Genomic DNA, 22,322 nt, shown 5'->3' with positions numbered 1-22,322 from the left:
TATAAAATGGTTATATAAGCGAAATTTGGCTAAAATTTACAAAAATTTTAAAGGGCAAAATTTTTGAAAACATTTGCAAAACGAATAATTCCATGCCTAGATGTGCAAAACGGGCGCGTGGTAAAGGGCGTAAATTTCGTAAATTTACGCGACGCAGGCGATCCTGTCGAAATCGCAAAACGCTATAACGACAAGGGCGCAGACGAGCTTTGTTTTTTAGACATTACGGCTAGTTTTGAGAACCGCGACACTATCGTGCATGTGGTCGAAAGCGTGGCAAAACAGCTTTTTATCCCGCTAACCGTGGGTGGCGGAATCCGCAAAATCGACGATATTTCACGACTTTTGGATGTGGGTTGCGACAAGGTCAGCCTAAACTCATCGGCTATCGCAAACCCAGGTTTAATCGACGAAGCGGCGAAAAAATTCGGCTCTCAATGCGTCGTCGTGGCAATCGATGTCAAACGAACCGGCGAGGGCTATAATGTCTTTGTCAAAGGTGGTAGAGAAGACACCGGACTGGACGCTTATGCGTGGGCAGAGGAAGTGCAAAACCGCGGTGCGGGGGAGATTTTGCTCACTTCTATGGACTGCGACGGCACCAAAAACGGCTTTGATTTGGAAGTTACGGGCAAAATTAGCAAAATGCTAAAAATCCCCGTTATCGCAAGTGGCGGTGCAGGAAATATGCGTCATATCAAAGAAGCCTTTGAGTGTGGGGCAGACGCGGCACTGGCGGCGAGCATTTTTCACTTCGGCGAGATAAAAATCAAAGATTTAAAAGCCTATCTTTTGCGAAACGGCATAAGGGTTCGAAGTTGATAGTGTGCGCAGGAAATGGCGAAAAATTCGACTTCGCACGCGCTGTCGGCGTGGGGCTCGTGGATTGTGCTATCAATTTAACCAAAATTTTAGCGAGCGAAAAACATAGTGAAATTTTGTTTGTAGGCAGTTGCGGTCTGTATAATGAAGGTAAAATTTTTGATATTTTCGAGTGCGAAACAGCTACAAACCACGAAATTTCCGAGCTTTTAGGCTATTCATACAGCCCGATTTTTGACCCAAATGTTTCATATGAAACATTTTGCAACTCATCAAATTTCATCACCACAAATGAAATTTGCGCACAAAAATTCGCCACACTCGGCTATAAAATCGAAAATATGGAATTTTACTCTGTCGTCAAAGTTGCCGAAAGTTTCAAAATCCCAGCTCGCGGAATTTTCGTCGCGACGAATTTTTGCAACCAAAACGCACACGCAGATTTTTTGAAAAATCACGCAAAAGCCAAAGAAATTTTAGAAAATTACTTAAAACAAAAAGGAATAATTTGAAAAATATCCTAGATTTCACACTTGATGAACTCTCCGAGCTTATAACGCCAAAATTTCGAGCCAAGCAAATTTACGAGTGGATTTACAAAAAAGGCGTTAAAAATTTCGATGAAATGCTAAATTTGCCAAAGGAATTAAGGGCAAATTTAAGCGAAAATTTCTATTTAGACCCTGTAAAATGCGTAAAATGCGAAGAGAGTATCGACGGAAGCAAAAAATATCTTTTCGAGCTAAAAGACGGCAAAACCATAGAAAGCGTTTTGCTTCCTATGAAAGACGAACTCGCTGATGAAAACGGCAAAATTTCACGCCATGCAAGATACACGATTTGTGTCAGTTCGCAAGTCGGTTGCAAAATGGGCTGTGCATTTTGCCTAACTGCCAAAGGCGGATTTGTGCGAAATCTCACAGCAGGTGAAATCGTCGGGCAAATTTTATACATAAAAATCGCAAACCAAATCCCTTACGAAAGACGCGTAAATGTCGTATATATGGGTATGGGCGAACCACTCGATAACCTAGCAAATGTCTCAAAAGCTGTGCAAATTTTAAAAGAAAATGACGGCCTAGCTATCGCTCCACGCCGCCAGACTATTAGCACAAGCGGTCTAGCTACGCAGATAAAAAAGCTTGGCGAAATGGATTTAGGCGTTTTGCTTGCCATTTCGCTTCATGCCGTAACCGACGAGCTTCGTGCCAAGCTAATGCCGATAAACAAAGCCTACAACATAGCTTCGGTTATGGACGCCGTGCGAAATTTCCCCATAGATATGCGAAAGCGAGTGATGTTTGAATACCTTGTCATGGGCGGCGTAAATGATAGCGTAAATGACGCAAAAACCCTTGTAAAGCTACTTCACGGCATAAAAGCAAAGGTAAATTTGATATACTTTAACCCGCACGAAGGAAGCCCGTATCTGCGCCCAAGCACGGAAAATATGGTGAAATTCCAAGATTATCTCAGTGCGCATGGCATAACCTGCACGATTCGCCAAAGCAAAGGGCTAGATATTAGTGCCGCGTGCGGACAACTCAAAGAAAGAAGCAAAAATGAGCATACTTGATATAATTGAAATTGTTTTCATCGCCATTGTCGCTATAATCGGCATTGGCGGAATTTTGTTCGTAGTTTTGAACGAGAAAAAATAATGGGCTAAATTGCTAGAAAAAATTCTTAAAACAATCTAGCCCATTATTTATAATTTAAATCGATTTATTTTACATGCTTTTGAGCTCGTATAAATTCCGGATTATCTTTTAACTTACGATTCCTTTTGAATTTAGATATTCCCACAAGCAAAGTAAATATGCCAGCAATAATATATACACTATATGAGAGTTTTCCTTCATAAGCGACAAAGGCAAGACCAATAAACAATAAAACTATCGCAGCCACAAACCACGAAATCCACGAACAACCATAAGCAATCTCTGCCTTGCAATCACCACAAACAATCGCACCAAATTTTATGTCATCTTTGCCACAAAATGGACATGTTAAAAATTCTTGTTCTTCCATGTTATCCTTTCAGATTAAAATTTGCAATATCATACCCACCCCCCCCCCTTAAAAATTGCTTAAATTTGCAAATTTTAGCTGGTTTGGCTACCGTTTTTTCATAATACCAATCAGTTTATCAAATTTAGGAATTTGTAATAAATACAGAATTTATTGAAGCAATATTTTTATATCTCTTTTGTTTCAAAATTTTAACGCTTTCAAAAACTCGCTTTTAAAATCAGCCTTTGTTTGAATATCATAAATTTTCCCGTTAAATTCGAAGTGCAAATTCGCTGCATGTAGGCAAAGCCTAGAAGCTCCTGTTAAATTTATCCGCTCACACACGCTTAATTTCTCGTCCAAAATCGCTTCGAAAGTCGCCGTGTCAGTCCCGTAAAGCGGGTCGCCTAAAATTTTGTGTTTCACATGAAACAAATGCAACCGAATTTGATGTTGCCTACCGGTCAGTGGCACAGCCCTAACCAAAGTGGCATTTAAATTTTCAAAAATTTCCACAGGATAAATTTTGGTTATCGCCTTTTTGCCGTTTTCGCAAATTCGCATTTTTATAGCCACTTCGTCAGTTTCTAAACTCTCGCCTATTGGCTCATCGATTACAAATTCTCGCTCCACTCTCCCGCTCACCAAAGCAAAATATGATTTTTTCACCGCCCTATTTTCAAAAAGCGTTTTTAGCGCATTTAAACTAGCCAAATTTTTTGCGACCAGTATCACGCCGCTTGTCTCTTTATCTAGCCTATGCACGACCGCCGCAGAGCGACCATAAAGCGACCAAATTTCATCATAAAGCGAGTATTTGCAATGCCTGCCGTTTGGGTGAGAAAGCACTCCGCTAGGTTTGTCAAAAACAGCGAATTCTTCGCATTCAAAAATCGCGCGCGCTCCCTTCGGCTCACATTTATAATCTATCAAAAAAATCTCCCCATTTGCCACGCTGTTTTTTGCCATTACCGCACCAGAGCTATCTAGCACCCTGCCCTTATCACACAGCCTTTGAGCGCCTTTCATATCATAACCCAAACCCAGCAAAATCTCAAAAATCCGCCGACCTGCAAATTTGCCTAAACTAAATTTCTCATACGCCATATTAACTAACTTTTCAGCCCTTTTTTAATATAATTTCGGATTATATCAAATTTCAAATAAAGGCACAAAAATGGTAGAGCGATACGCACGAAAAATTATGAAAGACAAATGGACGCAGTTTGCCAAATACGACGCTTGGCTAAAAGTGGAATTAGCAGCAGTTAAGGCGTGGAACAAGCTTAGCTTTATCCCAGATAGCGACTGCGAAAAAATCTGCAAAAACGCTAAATTTAGCGTCGAACGCATAGATGAAATCGAAAAAACGACAAAGCACGATGTGATTGCGTTTTTAACCAGCGTGAGCGAGAGCTTGGGCGAAGAGAGCAGATTTGTGCATTATGGTATGACAAGTAGCGATTGTATCGATACGGCTGTGGCGTTGCAGATAAAAGATAGCTTGGATTTGATTATCGCTGACATCGAAGCCCTAAAAACAGCAATCAAAAATCAAGCGATGAAGCACAAAAATACGCTTATGGTAGGCAGAAGCCACGGAATTCACGGCGAACCGATAACTTTTGGCTTAGTTTTGGCGATTTGGCACGATGAGATAAATCGCGCATTGGAGCTGATAAAACACGCTTATGGCGTCATAAGTGTCGGTCAAATCAGCGGTGCAATGGGAAATTTCGCTCACGCTCCATTAGAGCTTGAAGAGCTAGTTTGCGAAAATTTGGGCTTAAAACCAGCCCCGGCATCAAACCAAGTCATACAAAGAGATCGCTACGCACAAGTGATGAACGCACTAGCGATTTTAGCTTCAAGCTGCGAGAAAATCGCCGTTGCGATCCGCCACTACCAAAGAACCGAAGTTTATGAGTGTGAAGAGTATTTCGCTCCCGGACAAAAAGGAAGCTCGGCAATGCCACACAAACGAAATCCGGTGCTTAGCGAAAATGTAACCGGGCTTTGCAGAGTTTTGCGAAGCTATGCGATCCCAGCAATGGAAAATGTGGCACTCTGGCACGAAAGAGACATTAGCCACAGCTCTGTTGAGAGATTTATACTGCCAGATGGCTTTGTAACGGCTGATTTTATGCTAAATCGCCTTGCAAATTTGATCGAAAACCTAGTCGTTTATCCTGAAAATATGATGAAAAATCTAAATTTAACAGGCGGACTAGTATTTTCACAAAGAGTTTTGCTAGAACTTCCTAAAAAGGGGCTATCACGCGAAGAAGCCTACAAAATCGTGCAAAGAAATGCGATGAAAGTTTGGGCGGATCTGCAAGAAGGCAAAAAAGCTATCGATGAAAATGGGCAAAGCCTGTATCTGCAAAATTTACTAGCCGACGACGACCTAAGAAAAGCTTTGAGCGAAGACGAAATAAAAGCGTGTTTTGATTACAGCTATTACACAAAAAATGTGGATAAAATTTTCGCTAGGGTGTTTGGGTAAGCTACAAGAGTAAAATTTAAAGGAGCCAGTATGAACGAGAGCAAACAAAGGGGTTTTTTTAGCGCACTTATAGAAGATGTTTTTTCTTTGATTTATTTGTTTATCATTGCTGCTATCTGCTTTCCGTTGTGGGAGGCGATTGCTATGAAGCATTTTCACGCCCCAAAACTCACTCTTTTGGAGTTTTTTGGGCTCTGCATTTTAGCTCGTTGTATTTTTGGATTAAAATTTTAAAAATTTAGCCCATTTTGGGCTAAATTTTCTGTCATAAAATCAAAAAATACCCAAATTTTCCCATAATAATTTAACTTAAAATTTAGCAAAACTCCAAAGCAAAATTTGGATAAATTTTCTTAAATCATAAGCTTTAAAAAGATACAATCGCACAATTATTTTTTCTTAGAAACGGACGCAAAAATGAAAGTAATTAAACGCAACGGTAGAACCGAAGAACTCGATATTTCAAAAATCAAAAAATTCACTGGGGACGCGGTAGCGGGGCTTGAAAATGTCAGCCTTAGCGAGCTAGAAGTCGATGCAAAAATTCAGTTTCGCGATATGATTACCACGGAGGAAATCCAGCAAACCCTTATCAAAACCGCCGTCGATAAAATCGACATAGACCGCCCAAACTGGACATTTGTGGCAGCGCGACTTTTCCTTTATGATTTGTATCACAAAGTATCGGGCTTCACCGGCTATCAATCGCTTCAAACCTACTTTGAGCGCGGTGAAAGCGAGGGGCGCATCATGCTAGGGCTAAAAGAAAAATACGACCTAGACGACTTAGACGCCTACATTAAGCCAGAGCGCGATTTGCAATTTACCTATCTTGGCATTAAAACGCTTTATGATCGCTATCTTATAAAAGACAGACAAGCAAAGCCGATTGAGCTTCCACAGCACATGTTTATGGCGATTGCTATGTTTTTGGCGCAAAATGAGCTAGACAGCCAAGGCTGGGCGAAAAAATTCTACGATTTAATAAGCAAATTTGAAGTCATGCTTGCCACTCCGACACTCTCAAACGCACGCACTACTCGCCACCAGCTTTCAAGCTGTTATGTAGGAAGCACGCCTGATAATATCGAAGGAATTTTTGATAGCTACAAAGAAATGGCGCTTTTATCAAAATTTGGTGGCGGTATCGGCTGGGACTGGTGCAAAGTCCGCGCAATGGGCGGCAGTATCGACGGACACAAAAACGCCGCAGGTGGCATAATACCTTTCCTAAAAATCACAAACGACATAGCCGTGGCTGTGGATCAACTAGGCACTAGAAAAGGCGCAATCGCCGTGTATATCGAGCCGTGGCACATGGATATAAACGACTTTTTGGATTTGCGTAAAAACTCAGGCGAAGAACGCCGCAGAGCGCATGAAATTTTCCCTGCTTTGTGGATAAACGATTTGTTTATGAAACGCCTAGCAAACAACGAAAAATGGACGCTTTTCGACCCTGTCGATGTGGCTGATTTGTGCGATGTGTGGGGCGAAGAATTTGAGCAAAAATATATCGCTTACGAAAACGACCCAAATATCAGCAAATCAACCGTTCTAGCAAAAGAGCTTTGGAAAAAAATCCTAACTAGCTATTTTGAGACAGGAATGCCGTTTTTGTGCTTCAAAGATAACGCAAACAGGGTTAATCCAAATTCGCACAAAGGCATTATTAGAAGCTCAAATTTATGCACCGAAATTTTCCAAAATACACAGCCAAATCACTACAAAACAAAAGTGATTTACGCTGACGGCACGGAAGAGCTATATGATGAAAATGAAGAAGTGGTCGTAAATGGCAAAATCACCAAAAAAGCCAAAAAGATCACGGCACTTGATACGATAAACGGCAAAGACATTTTCATCGTCGAAAAGGGCGTAGATGAGGGTGCAACGGCAGTTTGCAATCTCGCAAGCGTAAATTTAAGCAAAATTCACACCCAAGAAGACATAAAACGCGTCGTGCCAATCGCCGTGCGAATGCTAGATAATGTAATCGAGCTAAATTTTTACCCACACGCAAAGGTAAAACGCACGAATTTACGCTCTCGCGCCATAGGCTTAGGCGTAATGGGCGAAGCACAAATGCTTGCCGAAAAAGGCATTATTTGGGGAAGTTACGAGCATTTTGAGACAATCGATAAAATCATGGAAAACATAAGCTACAACGCCATTTACGCTTCATCAAATTTAGCCCTTGAAAAGGGCAAATACCCTGAATTTGAGGGCTCAAAATGGTCGCAAGGAATTTTCCCAATCGATTTAGCAAACGAAAATGCTAAAAAATTAGTCGGTCGCGGGGGACTTTTTGAAGATAATTCTTGCGACTGGGACGCACTTAGAGCAAAAGTCAAAAAAGACGGCATGAGAAACGGCTATTTAATGGCGATTGCGCCGACTTCATCGATTTCGATTTTAGTAGGCACAACGCAGACTATCGAGCCTGTGTATAAGCGAAAATGGTTTGAACACAACCTAAGCGGTATGATTCCTGTGGTCGTGCCAAATCTAAGCCCAGATACTTGGCAAGCCTATGTTCCGGCTTATGAGCTAGATCAAAGACTACTTATAAAAGCAGGTGCAATCCGCCAAAAATGGATAGATCAAGGGCAGAGCCTAAATATTTTTATCACGCTTGATAAGGCTAGCGGTAAGGTGCTAAATGACATTTACACCCTTGCGTGGGAGCTTGGCATTAAATCGACATATTATCTAAGAAGCGAAAGCCCATCGACTGATGATTTCAACTCCGATGTCGCAGACAGAAGTATCGAGTGCGAAGGTTGCCAATAACGCACAATTAAATTTATCTTTTGGCGAAATTTTAAAATTTCGCCAAATTTAGCCTAAATTTGCCATTTTTCCTTGAATTTATCTTTGTAAGACTGTCTTTTATCCTTGATTTTATCGTTCGTGTGCTTGGCGAGATTTTCAAGGTAAGCAGAGACGATTTGCAAAAGCATATTTGCTATCATTTTTTTGTCATCTTTTGCAACCGTTTTGTATTTTTGCAAAATTTGAGGCACCGCGAGTGGCAGGTTATGCGGGATTTGCGCGAAGGTATCGAGGCTGGTGGCATTAAATAGTTCAAAAACCGCCTCGATTGCGATTTTGCGCTGAGTGGCGGTAGTATTTTGCATAAAATCACTCAAAGTCTTATCAATAATCTTGCTCGAATTGCTAAGCCTCTCAGCGTAAATAAAATCCTCCCTGCCCACCTCCCAGCTAAAAATATCGTGCGCAAAGACAAGCTTGGCGTTAGATTGCACGATTTTTATGCTCTCTTTGTGGCTTAGCAGATTTCCGATAATGCTCTCATTTGGGATATATGTTTGGATTTTTGATAAAATTTCGCCACTCAAATTTTGCTCGTAAAATTCCGGCAAAAACCCCGGTCCGTCGTAGTTATAGACCTTTATTATGCGACCATGCACGCCGGGATTTGCCCTAAGCGCCGAGTAAATCGCCACATTTCCGCCCTTTGAGTGTCCACCGATTTTAAGGCGCGCATGCGGATATTTTTGCGCGATTTTTTCTAGATATTTAAGCCCTGAGATTTGGCAAGGAAGCTCTTTTAAAAACGCCATGTTAAAGTCCTCTTGCCAGCCCAAAATCGAATTATCCGTGCCGATAAACGATACGAAAATTTCTTCCTCGCCCAAATGAATACACAGCGCGCCAAACTGCCTGATTGCCTCTTTGTCGTTATCTCGCTCTATATCGCTTACGCGCAAATCCCCAAAACGCGCGCTTTGGGCTAAATTTAGCGCGAGTGTTTTATCACCCTCCCACAAAAACTCATCATCGCTTAAATTCGCCAAATTTTCGCAAATTTCACCCAAATTTCCGCCATTAAAAAGCGAAATTTTATGAAATGGCAAATACGAAAATCGCGCCAAAACAAGCGCGTCTAGCTCGTTAAATTTATGCTCGCTAAATTTCAAATCCCCGCGCCAAAAAAGATAGTCGTTGATATTTGCCATTTTACGCCCTAAATTCAGCTTGCAAGGCTAGTTTTGGGTCATAGCCTATGTTTTTCTCAAACTCGCTAAGCCTCATATGGATCGAGCGAAGTTCGGTTATCGTCGTCCAGTTCTCCGTAAATACGCTAAAACTTTGGCGCACTTTGTTAAAGGCATTTGCCGTTTGGATTAGCACGCCAAGCGTGATTACCTTGGTAAAAAGCCCTGGTCCCATGATGAGATATGGCACGATGACAAGGATTTGCGAGTAAGTGTGAAGCCAAGTATCAAAATACAAATAGTGCAAAAAGAGCTTATGGTAGTTAAATTTAAGCTTGTCAAAAAGCAAAATGAGCTTCTCCTCGCTTCCGTAATTCGCCTTGTCCTCCTCGGCAAAAACTAGCTCTTTTCGGAAGGCTGCTTCGACTTTTTGGTTGTTGTATTCTAGGCGTGGCAGGTAGCGTCCCACGAACCACGACACGCCAAGCCCGCCCACGCTCACAGCTAGCGCAATCCAAACAAGAGAGCCCGGAATATCCTTGATAAAGGGCAAATTTATCCCGCTACTTAGCCCCCATAAAATCGGAATAAACGCAAATAGCGTCATAAAGGCATAGACAATTCGCATGCCGACATCTTCGAGCGTTTTGGTGAAACGATAAATATCCTCTTGGATACGCTGCGAGCTACCCTCGATATCGCGCTCTACCCTACGCCAAAAGCCAATGTATGAAAATGTCATCGCCTCGCGCCATTTTAGCACCCATACGCGCGTGATATAGCGCTCAGAAACTGCCGCTGCTATAAACCACATCGCAAGCCACAAAAACAAAAGCATAGCCTCATAAAACTCGTCAATCGTGTGCTTGTCGATCTCGCCACCCATATCGTAAAACGCCCTATACCACTCGTTAAATTTGACATTTAAAATGGTTTGAAAAAGATTAATGCCGAGTATAAAAATTAGTCCGCCCCAAGCCAAAATTCGCCATTTTTTGCTTTTAAAAAACGATGAAAACATTACCTGCCTTTGTGAAATTTAATCCGTGATTTTACTGAAATTTATTAAATTTTGGAATTTTTGTAAAATTTAAATTAAATTTGTAATCTACATTATTAAATTTTAATTAAATTTTCGCTACTCTTTGCGATAAAATATCAAAAAGGAGTAAATCCCCTCCCCGCAAAAGTTGCAAATTTCAATTTGCCAGGCGCAGATTTGCGCAAAACTACAAAAAGGAAATACCATGAAAAAGTTTCTTTTGGCTTTGGCTGTCCTTGCGACAAGCGCATTTTCGTATTCGCTCGATGAGATTAGAGCGCGAGGTGAAATCCGTATCGGCGTGTATGACGCTGAACCGCCATTTGGCGAGCTTGTCAATGGTAAATTCGAGGGGTTCGAGGTCGAGCTTGCCGAAATTTTGGCAAAAAGGATTTTTGGCGAGAAACAAGGTCACATAAGCCTCATGGGCGTTACCAACGATGTGCGTTTTCCGCTTTTGCAAGAAAATAAAGCCGATATGATAGTTGCTGCTGTGTCTGTAACACCAGAGCGCGCCCATTTAGCTGACTTCACGGCTCCGTATTTTACTGTAAATTTGGGTCTTCTCACCAGAAAAGGTAGCGACATCAAATCCGTCTTGGATTTAAAAGGCAAAAAAATCGGCGCATTGCTTAAAACCACAGGCGAAGCATTTTTGAATAAAGAGGGGATTCCTATCACTCACTGCAACGACAGCGTCGATTGCTATAAAAAAGTCAAAAATGGCGAACTTGACGGCTATGTCAATAACAACCTTTTTGTCTATGCTTATCCGATTTTTGACCCCACAATGGAGGTCAAACTCTCAAACCTTGGCAACACCGTTTTTCTATCAATCGCAATCCAAAAAGGAAACACAAGTTTGCTTGAATTTTTAAACGAACAAATCATTGCTCTAAGCAAAGAGGGATTTTTCACAAAAGCCTATAACGAGACTTTCGAGCCGTTTTACAAGGGCACGATTGATAAAAAATACTTCCTACTCGACAATGTTTATAAATCGTTTTTCTAAAATTTTGGGCAAAATTTGCCCAAAATTCTACATTAAATTTTAAAATTTGCAAACCCCTCTAAAATTTCGCTCCATTTATCGCCGAAATCGTCGAACTATCCAGCGGGATATACGATACATTTTCGCTGTGTTTGAGCTCGCCTGCGTCCATTTTGAGGTATGGTTCGACCGCAGAGCCTTCTAGCACTCGCCCGCACAGCCCAGCGCGGTCAATCCGCACCTCCATAACGCTCATGCCATGGAAGATAAACTTCAAACAATCCCGTTTTTTCACGCGAAAAACGCTGTTTTTAAAATCCACGCTCGTCATGTCCTTGATATTGGTCGAATACCGCCCCTGCGTGAGATTATAGGCGATAACATCGCTAAGTGCGGTTTTTAGGTCGTTTTTGGCAGCCACGACCAAGGCATCATCTCTCGAAGCTTGTAAGCGTGGAAGCGCAACGCCAACCAAAATCCCAACAATCACAATCACAAAAACAAGCTCAACCATACTAAATGCTTTTTTCATAGAATTTCCTTTTGTTTTTTCGAGTATAGCATTTAATGATGAAATTTTGTAAATTTAGCTGTCATTGCGAGCCGTAGGCGAAGTCAATCCAGAAAATTTTTTAACCCTTAATTTGTCATTGCAAGGAGCAAAGCGACGAAGCAATCTACGAGTTCAAAATTCCTTACGCTAAATTCGCTGTCATTGCTAGCTTTCGTAGAAAACGAAACAATCCAGGGAAATCCATATAAATTTTGAAAATTTCGAAATCTCTCTAAATTTTACTGGATTGCTTCGCTTCGCTCGCAATGACAAATAGGGCAAATTTCACCAACAATGATAAAATTTACGAAATTTGAAATTCGGCGCAGTATTAAACGAGTGTGAAATTAAAAATAAAATGGTGGAGTTAAGCGGGATCGAACCGCCGACCTCTTGAATGCCATTCAAGCGCTCTCCCAGCTGAGCTATAACCCCAAAAAGCTCTGTAATTTTACACTTTTTAGCTTATAATGAATTTAAAAAAGAGAAATTTTGCAAATAAAATAAAATTTTAAGTTTTAATTTGCTAAAATCAGCTTTCGTTTTTGACGCGGGAATAGCTCAGTGGTAGAGCGCAACCTTGCCATGGTTGATGTCGCGAGTTCGACTCTCGTTTCCCGCTCCATGATTTTGTATGTGTTGAAAATGTGCCCGGATGGCGGAATTGGTAGACGCAAGGGACTTAAAATCCCTCGGAATTTTTTCTTCCGTGCCGGTTCAAGTCCGGCTCCGGGCACCACCAAAAACGGCTTAGTGTGGCGACATAGCCAAGCGGTAAGGCATGGGCCTGCAAAGCCTTGATCCCCGGTTCGAATCCGGGTGTCGCTTCCAAAACAACAAGGAGAGTCTATGAAATATATAGTTACGATACTTTTAGTTTTGGCGTTTAGCGGGTGTTCAAACACATGGCAAGGCGTGAAACAAGACTCAAAAAACGCTGGTCAATGGACGAAGGAAAAAGTTCATAACGGCGCAGAGTGGGTCAGCGAAAAAACAGAATAATTCTATCGGGAGATGGCTGAGCGGTCGAAAGCGGCGGTCTTGAAAACCGTTGAGGGTAACACCTCCTGGGGTTCGAATCCCTATCTCCCGGCCACTTTTTTTAAATCCTTTTAAATTTTTGTTGTGAATTTTGGAGAAATTATAAAATTTTGCAAATTTAGCATGGAATTTTATTTGTATTTCGCGCCATTACGAGCAAAATTTTATTTAATTTGTCATTGCGAGCGAGTGTAACGAGCGTGGCAATCCAGTAAAATTTATAGCGAATTTAAAATTTTAAGAACTGAAATTTATCTGAATTTCTCTGGATTGCTTCGGCGCTATCACGCCTCGCTATGACAGCAAATTTAGCGCAAGGAATTTTAAACTCGTAGATTGCTTCGCTTTCTACGAAAGCTCGCAATGACAGACCCAGCGAATTTCGCCCTAAAACATCTTCTCGCCTCTGCCCCACAGCGGGATTGGGTGAAATGTCACATACACCTCATCAGGGTTTATGCCAAAGCCACGCAACGCCTCGCTCACAAGCCTAACGCAAACCTCGCATTTTGACTTCTCTACGCTAGTTCCTAGCAGCGAGATTGCGATATACGCGCCGTTTGCAACCGTATTTTGTGCGATAAAAAGCGCCTTGTCGCACTCTATCGCGCTCATTATGCTCTCACTTTTTTTACCAAACGCCTCGCTTACAGCCTTGCAAAGCGAACCCGCCAGATTTGCGCGTGTTTTTTCGTCAAATTTCGCACTAAATTTCGCATCGATATACGGCATAAAAACCCCTTAAATTTTAAATTTTCCCGCTTCGTAAATTTCAAATTTTGCGCCGAATTTTAAAATTCGGGCGCAGTATTACAAGCCCACGAAGCGGAATTTTAAATTCCACTATTTTACATTAAATAGCCAGCTTGGCTTAATCCCCTCGCGCAAAACGCCGTCAGTGTCGGTGTATTGCTCCAAAGAGCCTGCTTTGACCTGGATACAAAGGAATCTGATCGCCTCATCGCCAGCGCTGATACAGCGTTCGCCGCTTGGGTCGATTTTGAAAATATCGCCCTTTTTGATTGCGATTTCTTCGCCGTCGATGAAAAGCTTGCCACTGCCTTCCAGCACGATATAAACCTCTTCGTTTTGGACATGCGCATGCACGAAAGGCACGCTAATGCCCGCCGGCAGGGTGTTTAAGCTAATCTCGCAACCGCTTAGACCCAAAAGCTCTTTAAACTCGACGCGCTCGTTGCTATCGAGTCTTGCAAAAGTGTAGTTTTTCATTTTTTCTCCTTAAATAAGATTATTTTAAAATTTCAAGATCGATTAAAAGCCCCGCAAGCCCCTCTCCTGCGACATCGTTTGTGATTTTGCCATTTTCGTCAAAATAGTAAAAATTCATCGTGCTAAACGAAAATTTCGCTCCGTCCGCCTTTTTGCCATAAAATTCGCCCCTCTCGTGTGTGCCGCTACACTCCCACAAAACAGCCACCACAGCGTCGTTTGCGACGATATCTTTGATTTGCCATTTGATATCAGGGAAGCTTTGCCTCATGAAATTTACCACAGAAATATACCCTGCGCCGCCATAAAGCGGGTCTTTGGAAACTGGGGTGAAAAATGTAGCGTTTTGGTTTATTAGCTTCTCTGCCAAGGCGATATCAGCGGTATTTATGGCGGTTTGGAAGTGCGCCATAGCCTCTTTGTTACACTCGGATTTGGCCCTGCTTTGGTAGCAAATTTGGTTAAAATTTGGCTCTAAATTTTGGCTCAAATTTGAATTAGCGCATAAAATTTGACCCACCAAAACAGCAAAAATCGCAAATTTTTTCATAAATTTTCCTTATTTCTAAATTCTAATATCAAATTTAACCCCAAATTTGGGGTTAAATTTTATTTCTCGCCCTCTTTTGGCTTGGTGATTTTATCGACAAGCTGTTTTCCTAGCTCGCTTTGGGCTAGTCCTTCTAGCATGGAGGCGATTTTTGTGCCACCACTCGTGCTTAGCACGCTACCAAGCGAATTTAGCCCCTCGCTTACATTGCCGTTGTTTGCGATGATTTTTAGATCAGCGCTAGTTAGGGCTTTGGCCTGCTCTAAGCCGATGTCGCGGTTAGCCTTGATTTGCTCGATTGAGATTAGATATGTTTGATAGCCCTCGTTTTCGCCGATTTCGCGCGCTAGCTCGATTTGCGCATTGACAGGGGCTAGCTCTTTCAATCTCAAAGCCTCAGCCTCAGCAGAACCGATTTTTGCGATACCTTGGCTCTCTTTGTCTTTGATTTCCAAAAGCGCAGCCGCCTCCAAAAACTGCTTTTCTTTATCGCCTTGCGCGATTAGGATTTGGTTTTCTTTTTGGGCTTCGGCTTCCTTGATTTTGGCTGTTTTCTTAGCCTCTGCGTCGATTTCGATTTTGCGCTGTTCTTGCTCAGCTTGGACGATTTCTACTTGCTTTTTAATCTCTGCTTTTTTGACATCTTGGACGCGCACGACCTCCATTGCCTTTTCTTGGGTGATTTTTTCCTGCTCTTTTACCACTTGTTTGGCTTGTTCTTTGCTGATTGCGACCTCGCGCTCTTGCTCGACGGTTTTAAGGCCTACGAGTTTTAGAGCTTCTTGCTCTTTGATCTCGGTTTCTCTTTTGGCTTCGATTTCAGCGATTTGGGCGCGTTTGCGGTTTTCGGCGACCTCGACACGGCTGTCTTTTTCGATAGCAGATTTTTTCTTTTCCATTATGTTGAAAATGACCTTTTCGCCATCTTTGTCTTTAATATCCATTAATTCGATATTTTTCACAGGCGCAATGCCCCAGTTTTCGAGCTGAGATTGAACCGAAACGGTGAAATCCTCGCCTAGGGCTGAGCGGATTGTGAGAATTTCTTCGAGCTCTCGTTTGGCTAAAATCGAGCGGATTGAGCCTTGGATAATATCTGTGAGTTGCTTTTTGAGATCGTCGAAGTCTTTGACCCTTTGGGCGGCTAAATTCGAATCAGCAATGCGGAAAAACGCCGTGATATCCACGACAAATGGTAGCCTACCCACATCGTAAGCCTCGTAAGCCTCGATTTTGATACTAAATACTGAAACTGGCAAAATTATCTTGCTAACGCCTAAAATCGGCACCCAGCCTGGGAAATTATAATACACATTTCCATTTCCAGTGTCTTTGCCAAAACTTTGCGTTTTGCGCGCACTTTGGACAATATGAACCTCGTTGGTCTCAACCACCGTCCTAAAATACATCGCCGCAAGCACGCAGATAACCACGATAGCGACCAAACCGCCACCAAATCCAATCAAAACAGGCGAAAACATCACCCCTCCTTATAATAAAATTTAAGGCGCAATTATAAGCAAAATTTGATTTAAATAAAATTTATTCTGTAATTTGCATTCTGGCAGACAGGAAGGGATTCGAACCCTCGGAGGCTTGCACCTCACACGCGTTCCAGGCGTGCTCCTTCGACCACTCGGACACCTGTCTAAAAAGGTTTGGATTATAACTAAAATTTTAAATTTGAAGCTGAAATTTGAAAATTTGCGGAATTTTAAAATTCCGCAAATTTTACCTAAATATCCTATCTATCGGCACAGCAGACATATCAGGCGCAGTATCGGCATCAGCTCCTAAAATCTCTTTTAACTCCTCGTCGCTTATGCTAAATCCCCCGCCAAGCGCCTTGTAAGCATTTACGCTAGCTTCTAGCTCTTCTAAATCAGCGCCTACTTTGGCAAGTTCTGTGTTTAAAAGATTGCGTTGCGCGTCTAGGAATTCTAAATGGCTAGAATACCCAGCGTTATAAAGCTCGGTCGCGTCTTTGTAAATTTTGCGTTGCGAGCTTAGCAAATCGCTCATCGCTTTTTTGCGTTCTTTTGCGTTTTTAAGCGTAGTTAGGGCGTCTTTGACATCGCCAAGAGCCGTTTTTAGCGCCTTGTCATAAGCGATAAAAGATGAGTTTTGATCGACATTTGCGATATCGACCCTCTTTTTAGTTCGCCCAAAATCAAGCAAAGGTCCCACGAGTGAGCCACCGATACTCCACGAGCTAGTAGTCGAGCTAATCAATCTATCAAAATCGCTACTTGCATAGCCAAACGCCCCAGTTAGCGAGATAGTCGGGAAATACCCTGCCTTGGCAACGCCGACTAGGAAATTGCTAGCGCGCAAATCCTCCAAAGCCTTTGCCACATCTGGACGATGAAGCAAAACATCGCTTGGCACGCCACTTGGGATTTGTGGAGCATTAGGAAGTTTTGCGGCTGTGAGGATTTGCGGATTTACGACCCCGTCGTAGCTTTTGCCGGCTAAAATCGCAAGCGAGGTTTGCACCTGAGAAATTTGGTTTTGCACGGCGATTAGGCTTGCTTTGGCATTTTGCACAGCCGCACTTGCTTGACTAAGTGTGATTTGATTTATCGCGCCAGCTTCTAGCTCTTTTTTGCGGTAATTTTGCGTCTGCTCGTAGCTTTTAAGCGATTTAGTTAGAATTCTTTCTTGCTCTTTTAGGGATAAAAGCGCGAAATACGAGCTTGCAACAGCGCTAGTGATTGTGTTTTTGGCTGTTTCATAATCGTATTTAGTCCCCATATACTGCGCCGCGCTAGCGCCCACGCTGTTTCGCACCCTACCCCAAAAATCAATCTCATAGCTAAGTGGCGCCGAAATCGCGTAAGAAGCGTGAGAATTTGAATCAGGCATATTAGCATAATTATTCTGGCGCATTGCAGAGCCTGAAATTCCGATATTTGGTAGATATTCAAGCTTGCTTAGACCCAAATTTAGCCTTGCGCGCTCGATATTATTTAAAGCTAGCATTAAATCAGAATTATTCGCCAAAGCACTATCAATTAGCGCATTTAGCTGGGTGTCATTGTAGCTTTTCCACCACATTTGGCTCACATTTGTCGCCTCGTATCCAGATCTATACTCGATATGGCGAGTAGGCATATCAGGCTTAAAGCTGCAACCACTAATCAGTGCGCCAGTTAAAATTCCTAGTAAAATTTTAGTTTTCATCTTTTTCCTCTGATTTTATTTTTCGCTTATCTAGCCACGCATTAAAGCTCTCTAATAGGTAGAAAAATAGTGGCACGAAGAAAATCGCTATCGTCGAAGCAGCCAAAATTCCACCAAGCACGCCAGTTCCTAGCGCGTGACGGCTAGCAGAACCTGCTCCTGTGGCAAGTACCATAGGCAAAACGCCAAGACCAAAAGCCAAAGATGTCATAACAATCGGTCTAAAACGCATTTTTGCAGCACTAATTGCCGCTTCTGCGATACTTTTTCCGCCGTGTTGATACTCTTGCATAGCAAATTCGACGATTAAGATCGCATTTTTTGCCGCAAGTCCGATAAGCAAAATAAGTCCGATTTGAAAATATATATCGTTATTTAATCCCCTAGCCCATGTGAATAAAAGCGCACCAAACACGCTAAATGGCACGGCTGTAAGAACAGCCATTGGCATTAGCCACCTCTCATACTGCGCCGCTAAGATCAAAAATACAAACAAAAGTCCAAACGCAAATGCCTTTGCGCCAGTTCCTGCTGCATTTACCTCTTGATAAGCCGTGCCTGACCAGCCAAGAGTGTATCCAGTAGGGAATTCGCCAAGAATCGTATCTCTAATAGCATCAATCGCCTGACCAGAAGTATATCCAGGGGCAGGATCGCCCATAAGTCTAGCTGCTGGGAAGCCATTGAAACGATCGACGATATCAGGGCCTTTGGCGCGTTCTAAATTTACAACCGAATCAAGCGAAACCAAATTTCCACTAGCTGAGCGCACATAAAGCGTCCTTAAATCATTTGGTGTATCGCGGAAGAGTTGTTCTGCTCTCATATAGACGCGATATGTCTTACCCAAAAGGTTAAAATCGTTTATGTAGTATTGTCCGATAGTCGAATTTATCGTCGTAAAAATATCAGGGATTGAAATTCCAAGCATTTTGATTTTTTCTCTATCTAGACTTAGATTGTATTGCGGGAAATTTACATCTAGCGTAGAGCGGACATTTTGCAAAGCTGGATTTTGCGAAGCTTTGGCGACTATTCGCGCCATATCATCGGCGATTTGTTGATAGTTTTTGCCCGTAGTATTTTCTGCATACACTTCAAATCCACCAGTCATTGATAGACCGTTGATCGGAGGTGGGGTTAGGGCAAAGGTCATCGCGCTTCTATCCATGACAAAAAGCTGTCCAGTTAGCGCGTTTGCGATTGATTGGGCTGATTGGTTTGCCTCAGGGCGGACTTCCCAAGGTTTGAGTTTAGAGAAAAATACGCCTGAATTTTCCCTAGCACCACCTGCCATCATATCAAATCCCGCGATTGTGGTGATTGCTTCGACATTTGGGTTTTGCGAAAGTGCGCCACGCAAGAAATCCATGTGTTTTTCAGTAGCTACCAAAGGTCTAGCTGATGGAAGTGTCGAAAAGCCCATTACATAGCCTTTATCTTCGGCTGGCACAAGTCCGCCAGGAGTAATTTTAAATAACTCTAACATCACAAAAATGATAATTCCCACAAGGCACAAAGACAAAATCACATGGCGCAAAATTTTTGCAACACCTGCTGAGAAAAGGCGGGTTGAAAAATCGAAAAATTCGTTAAATTTACGCACTAACCAAAACGGCTCGGCCTCTTTTTTACGAAGCAAAAGCGCACACAGCGCAGGGGTTAGAGTAAGGGCGACAAATCCGGAGAAAACCACAGATGAGACAAGTGTGAGCGCGAATTGTCTTTGGATAACGCCGACAAAGCCCTCCATAAAAGCAACCGGCACGAAAACCGCCGCCAAAACAAGCACGATTGAAATTACCGGACTTACAATCTCGTCCATTGCCTTAATCGTAGCCTCTTTGACGCTTAAATTTCGCTCTTCGTGCAAAATTCTCTCCACATTTTCGATAACGATAATAGCGTCATCGACGACGATACCGATAGCCAAAACTAGGGCGAAAAGGGTAATTAAATTTATCGAAAATCCAAAAGCGTAAATTCCGATAAACGCTCCACAAATCGATACTGGCACCGCTAGCATTGGAATAATCGTCGCACGGAAATTTCCTAAGAACATATAAATAACCAAAACGACCAAAATCATCGCTTCAATAAAAGTATGAATAACCTCTTCGATAGAGACCTTTACGAATTCTGTCGTGTCGTATCCGTTGCTATAAGTCAACGCGCCTGGGAAATTTTGCTTTAACTGCTCCAAACGCGCAGTTACGGCATCAAGCGTAGCAATGGCGTTTGCGCCGTTTTGTTGATAGATAAAAACTGGCGTCGCGTCGTATCCTTGGTATTTACCATTGATGATAAGGCTCTCAGCCCCAAGCTCGACCCTAGCGACATCTTTTACACGCAAAAATTTACCATCATCACTGGCTCTAATGATTACATTTTCGAACTCTTCGACCGTTTTCAAACGCCCCTCTGGCTGGATTGCATAGACATAAGGGTTACCCAAATCGTTTGGTTGCTCGCCTAGCTTTCCGGCTGGGTATTGGCTGTTTTGCTCTCTAATGGCTGCGATTATGTCAGATGATACGACATTATGTTTAGCCATAAGTCCTGGATTTACCCAAATTCTCATTGAGTAATCCTTCGTGCCAAGAGCCTGTGCGTCGCCCACACCGCTAACGCGTTTTAACTCATCGACGACATTAATGCTGACATAGTTTTGGATATCAAGCGGGCTCATTTGACCTGTTGGGTCATAAAAGAAAAACGCAGAAAGTATAGATGATGAACGCTCCGTAACGCTAACGCCCATTCTTTGCACTTCGGCCGGAAGCGTTGTTAGGGCTGGATTTACTCTGTTATTTACATTTACGAGTGCTTCTTGCGGATCGGTTCCGACCTTGAAAAACACGCTGATATTTGCCCTACCTGACGAGCTAGACGATGAACTCATATAAATCATATCATCGACGCCGTTGATTGCGTTTTCTAGTGGCGAAGCGACGGTATCTGAGATAGTCTGCGCGTCTGCGCCACTATATGTGGCTGTAACTGAAATTTGAGGCGGGGTGAGTTGCGGGTATTCCTCCACAGGGGCGATAAATAGGCAAATCGTTCCAGCAATAACGATAATAATCGAAATAACGCTTGCGAAAACTGGGCGATTGATAAAAAATTTAGAAAACATACTTGCCTACCTAGCCTTTGTCGCGTCTGTTTCTGGCGGAAGCGGGGTTACCTTGGCGCCGACTTGAATTTTTGAAAAATTATCCAAAACAATCAAATCGCCCTCGCTCAAACCCTCTGAAATGGTCATCGTCGTAGAATCCTGCGCTATAACTTTTACGATTTTTTTAGCCACGGTATTGTTTGCATCTACGACATAAACGATAGAGTTGCTTAAATCTTGCAAAACTGCGATTTGCGGAATCTGAAAGCCATCTTTTTGCACGAAACCATCGACTGAAATTCTAGTGTAAATTCCTGGTTGAATTTCATAATTTAGGTTATTAAATTGCGCTTTGGCACTCACGCTCGCAGTCGCGCTATCTACGACGCTATCGATGAAAACCACATTTCCTTCATAAATTTTGTCATTAAAAGAAATTGTAGCCTTTGTGTTTTTCATATACCAATCGCTGCTGGCTAAATTTCTATCAATTTTCATCTTATCGGTATCAGAAATCCCAAATTTCACATAAATTGGATTTAGTTTTGTAAGCCTGACTAGATTTTCGCCTACGCCCACAAACGAGCCAGTATCTTTTTGCGTATCGCCTACAATGCCGTCAAATGGGGCTTTGACAAGGGCATTATCAAGGTCGATTTTCGCACTTTCGAAATTTGCCTTAGCCACTTCGTAAGCTGATTTTGCGCCGTCAAATTCGCGCGCTGAAATGGTATTGCTCGCCTTTAATTTCCTAGCGCGCTCGTAATCTGCGCTGGCGTTGTTTAGGCTAGCTTTCGCGCTATTAAAAATCGCTTGGTAGCGAGATTTGTCGATTTCATAGAGCCCCTCGCCCTTTTCTACGCGCACACCAGGGGTGAAAAGCTGTTTTTCTATCGTGCCAGAAACCTGCGATTTTAGCGTTACATCTAAATCGCTCGCGGTTTCGCCGTTAAATTTTAGTGCGATTGGAACATCGGATTTTTGGGCTTTAAAAACAGCTACTTGAAGCGGTGGCATACCGCCAGCGCCCTTGGCGCCTGCTCCTGCGCCCTCTTCTTTTTTTTCGAAATACGAACATCCGCTAAGCAGTGCTAGCGTCGCAATTAGTGAGAAAATTTTCTTCATACAAACCTCGGTTATTAAATTTTAATAATTAAAGTAAAAAGCTGTCGATTTTATCCAAATTCTGCATAACAAATTATTAACACAAAAGTAAATGAAAATTTAATATTTCTAAATTTTTCACATTTTTTGTGACAAAATCACGGAAAATTTTAATCTAACTTATAAAATTTCGATAAATTTTTAATT

20 protein-coding genes and 6 tRNA genes are annotated in these 22,322 nt (G+C 42.3%); 12 read left to right on the top strand and 14 right to left on the bottom strand.

Annotated elements, in window-relative coordinates:
- Positions 1-63: 63 nt before the first annotated feature.
- Genes hisF through rlmN form a run of 3 tightly spaced genes read left to right on the top strand, consistent with a single transcriptional unit; the run spans position 64 to position 2,398 of the window.
- Positions 64-822, top strand: coding sequence for an imidazole glycerol phosphate synthase subunit HisF (hisF, locus tag OFO00_RS01995; protein WP_270864681.1), 759 nt, complete (start codon positions 64-66; stop codon positions 820-822).
- On the top strand, positions 819-1,334 hold the full coding sequence (locus OFO00_RS01990) for a purine-nucleoside phosphorylase (protein WP_270864680.1): 516 nt from the start codon (positions 819-821) through the stop codon (positions 1,332-1,334). The genes hisF and OFO00_RS01990 overlap by 4 nt, the downstream gene beginning before the upstream one ends.
- The gene (rlmN, locus tag OFO00_RS01985; protein WP_270864679.1) at positions 1,331-2,398 is read left to right on the top strand and encodes a 23S rRNA (adenine(2503)-C(2))-methyltransferase RlmN; all 1,068 of its coding nucleotides are present in this window, start codon (positions 1,331-1,333) and stop codon (positions 2,396-2,398) included. Before OFO00_RS01990 ends, rlmN begins: the two co-directional genes overlap by 4 nt.
- A gap of 149 nt (positions 2,399-2,547) precedes the next feature.
- Here rlmN and OFO00_RS01975 read toward each other — a convergent pair whose 3' ends face one another.
- Positions 2,548-2,853, bottom strand: a complete 306-nt coding sequence (locus OFO00_RS01975; protein WP_270864677.1) for a hypothetical protein — start codon at positions 2,851-2,853, stop codon at positions 2,548-2,550.
- Between the two features lie 183 nt (positions 2,854-3,036).
- Positions 3,037-3,942 carry an RluA family pseudouridine synthase gene (locus OFO00_RS01970; RefSeq protein WP_270864676.1) on the bottom strand — a complete coding sequence of 302 codons (906 nt, stop codon included), beginning with the start codon at positions 3,940-3,942 and terminating at the stop codon, positions 3,037-3,039.
- 70 nt (positions 3,943-4,012) lie between these two features.
- On the opposite strand from OFO00_RS01970, the gene purB reads away from it, so the two are divergent.
- The 3 genes from purB to OFO00_RS01955 all read left to right on the top strand — a co-directional run bounded on the left by purB (position 4,013) and on the right by OFO00_RS01955 (position 8,134).
- The gene (gene purB, locus OFO00_RS01965; protein WP_270864675.1) at positions 4,013-5,341 is read left to right on the top strand and encodes an adenylosuccinate lyase; all 1,329 of its coding nucleotides are present in this window, start codon (positions 4,013-4,015) and stop codon (positions 5,339-5,341) included.
- Between the two features lie 30 nt (positions 5,342-5,371).
- A complete protein-coding gene (locus tag OFO00_RS01960; protein ID WP_270864674.1) occupies positions 5,372-5,575 on the top strand; it encodes a hypothetical protein in 204 nt (67 codons plus the stop codon).
- Between the two features lie 183 nt (positions 5,576-5,758).
- Positions 5,759-8,134, top strand: a complete 2,376-nt coding sequence (locus OFO00_RS01955) for a ribonucleoside-diphosphate reductase subunit alpha (protein WP_270864673.1) — start codon at positions 5,759-5,761, stop codon at positions 8,132-8,134.
- Positions 8,135-8,187: 53 nt separating this feature from the next.
- Here OFO00_RS01955 and OFO00_RS01950 read toward each other — a convergent pair whose 3' ends face one another.
- Both OFO00_RS01950 and OFO00_RS01945 read right to left on the bottom strand, forming a co-directional pair.
- Positions 8,188-9,324 (bottom strand): Mbeg1-like protein, encoded by a 1,137-nt coding sequence (locus OFO00_RS01950; protein WP_270864672.1) that lies wholly within the window; start codon positions 9,322-9,324, stop codon positions 8,188-8,190.
- Position 9,325: 1 nt separating this feature from the next.
- On the bottom strand, positions 9,326-10,324 hold the full coding sequence (locus OFO00_RS01945) for a putative transporter (RefSeq protein WP_270864671.1): 999 nt from the start codon (positions 10,322-10,324) through the stop codon (positions 9,326-9,328).
- Positions 10,325-10,550: 226 nt separating this feature from the next.
- Here OFO00_RS01945 and OFO00_RS01940 point away from each other — a divergent pair, with 226 nt between their 5' ends.
- Positions 10,551-11,357, top strand: coding sequence for a transporter substrate-binding domain-containing protein (locus OFO00_RS01940; protein ID WP_270864670.1), 807 nt, complete (start codon positions 10,551-10,553; stop codon positions 11,355-11,357).
- A gap of 58 nt (positions 11,358-11,415) precedes the next feature.
- On the opposite strand, the gene OFO00_RS01935 is transcribed toward OFO00_RS01940, so the two are convergent.
- Together OFO00_RS01935 and OFO00_RS01930 are read right to left on the bottom strand one after the other, a co-directional pair.
- The gene (locus OFO00_RS01935) at positions 11,416-11,868 is read right to left on the bottom strand and encodes a type II secretion system protein (RefSeq protein WP_270864669.1); all 453 of its coding nucleotides are present in this window, start codon (positions 11,866-11,868) and stop codon (positions 11,416-11,418) included.
- 380 nt (positions 11,869-12,248) lie between these two features.
- Positions 12,249-12,324: transfer RNA gene (locus OFO00_RS01930), tRNA-Ala, on the bottom strand.
- A 115-nt stretch (positions 12,325-12,439) separates the two neighbouring features.
- Here OFO00_RS01930 and OFO00_RS01925 point away from each other — a divergent pair.
- The 5 genes from OFO00_RS01925 to OFO00_RS01905 all read left to right on the top strand — a co-directional run bounded on the left by OFO00_RS01925 (position 12,440) and on the right by OFO00_RS01905 (position 12,985).
- A tRNA-Gly gene (locus OFO00_RS01925) sits at positions 12,440-12,514 on the top strand.
- A 24-nt stretch (positions 12,515-12,538) separates the two neighbouring features.
- A tRNA-Leu gene (locus OFO00_RS01920) sits at positions 12,539-12,628 on the top strand.
- 18 nt (positions 12,629-12,646) lie between these two features.
- Positions 12,647-12,720, top strand: a tRNA-Cys gene (locus tag OFO00_RS01915).
- Between the two features lie 18 nt (positions 12,721-12,738).
- Positions 12,739-12,891 (top strand): hypothetical protein, encoded by a 153-nt coding sequence (locus tag OFO00_RS01910; RefSeq protein WP_270858610.1) that lies wholly within the window; start codon positions 12,739-12,741, stop codon positions 12,889-12,891.
- Between the two features lie 6 nt (positions 12,892-12,897).
- Positions 12,898-12,985 (top strand) — tRNA-Ser (locus OFO00_RS01905).
- Between the two features lie 332 nt (positions 12,986-13,317).
- Here the strand turns inward: OFO00_RS01905 and OFO00_RS01900 are convergent.
- The 8 genes from OFO00_RS01900 to OFO00_RS01865 form a co-directional block, all read right to left on the bottom strand.
- Complete coding sequence (locus OFO00_RS01900; protein WP_270864668.1) at positions 13,318-13,662, bottom strand: phenylpyruvate tautomerase MIF-related protein; 345 nt, start codon at positions 13,660-13,662, stop codon at positions 13,318-13,320.
- 111 nt (positions 13,663-13,773) lie between these two features.
- Positions 13,774-14,160, bottom strand: a complete 387-nt coding sequence (locus OFO00_RS01895) for a cupin domain-containing protein (protein WP_270864667.1) — start codon at positions 14,158-14,160, stop codon at positions 13,774-13,776.
- 19 nt (positions 14,161-14,179) lie between these two features.
- Complete coding sequence (locus tag OFO00_RS01890) at positions 14,180-14,710, bottom strand: ester cyclase (RefSeq protein ID WP_270864666.1); 531 nt, start codon at positions 14,708-14,710, stop codon at positions 14,180-14,182.
- Positions 14,711-14,769: 59 nt separating this feature from the next.
- Positions 14,770-16,191, bottom strand: a complete 1,422-nt coding sequence (locus OFO00_RS01885) for an SPFH domain-containing protein (protein ID WP_270864665.1) — start codon at positions 16,189-16,191, stop codon at positions 14,770-14,772.
- 81 nt (positions 16,192-16,272) lie between these two features.
- Positions 16,273-16,360 (bottom strand) — tRNA-Ser (locus tag OFO00_RS01880).
- A gap of 81 nt (positions 16,361-16,441) precedes the next feature.
- Positions 16,442-17,893, bottom strand: a complete 1,452-nt coding sequence (locus OFO00_RS01875) for an efflux transporter outer membrane subunit (protein ID WP_270864664.1) — start codon at positions 17,891-17,893, stop codon at positions 16,442-16,444.
- A complete protein-coding gene (locus OFO00_RS01870; protein ID WP_270864663.1) occupies positions 17,883-21,029 on the bottom strand; it encodes an efflux RND transporter permease subunit in 3,147 nt (1,048 codons plus the stop codon). Before OFO00_RS01870 ends, OFO00_RS01875 begins: the two co-directional genes overlap by 11 nt.
- 6 nt (positions 21,030-21,035) lie before the next feature.
- Positions 21,036-22,136: an efflux RND transporter periplasmic adaptor subunit gene (locus OFO00_RS01865; protein ID WP_270864662.1), complete on the bottom strand. Its 1,101-nt coding sequence runs from the start codon at positions 22,134-22,136 to the stop codon at positions 21,036-21,038.
- Positions 22,137-22,322 lie beyond the last annotated feature (186 nt).

This window comes from Campylobacter sp. VBCF_04 NA7, assembly GCF_027737405.1.
Classification (GTDB): domain Bacteria; phylum Campylobacterota; class Campylobacteria; order Campylobacterales; family Campylobacteraceae; genus Campylobacter_B.
This window is presented reverse-complemented; position numbering and strand designations above follow the sequence as displayed.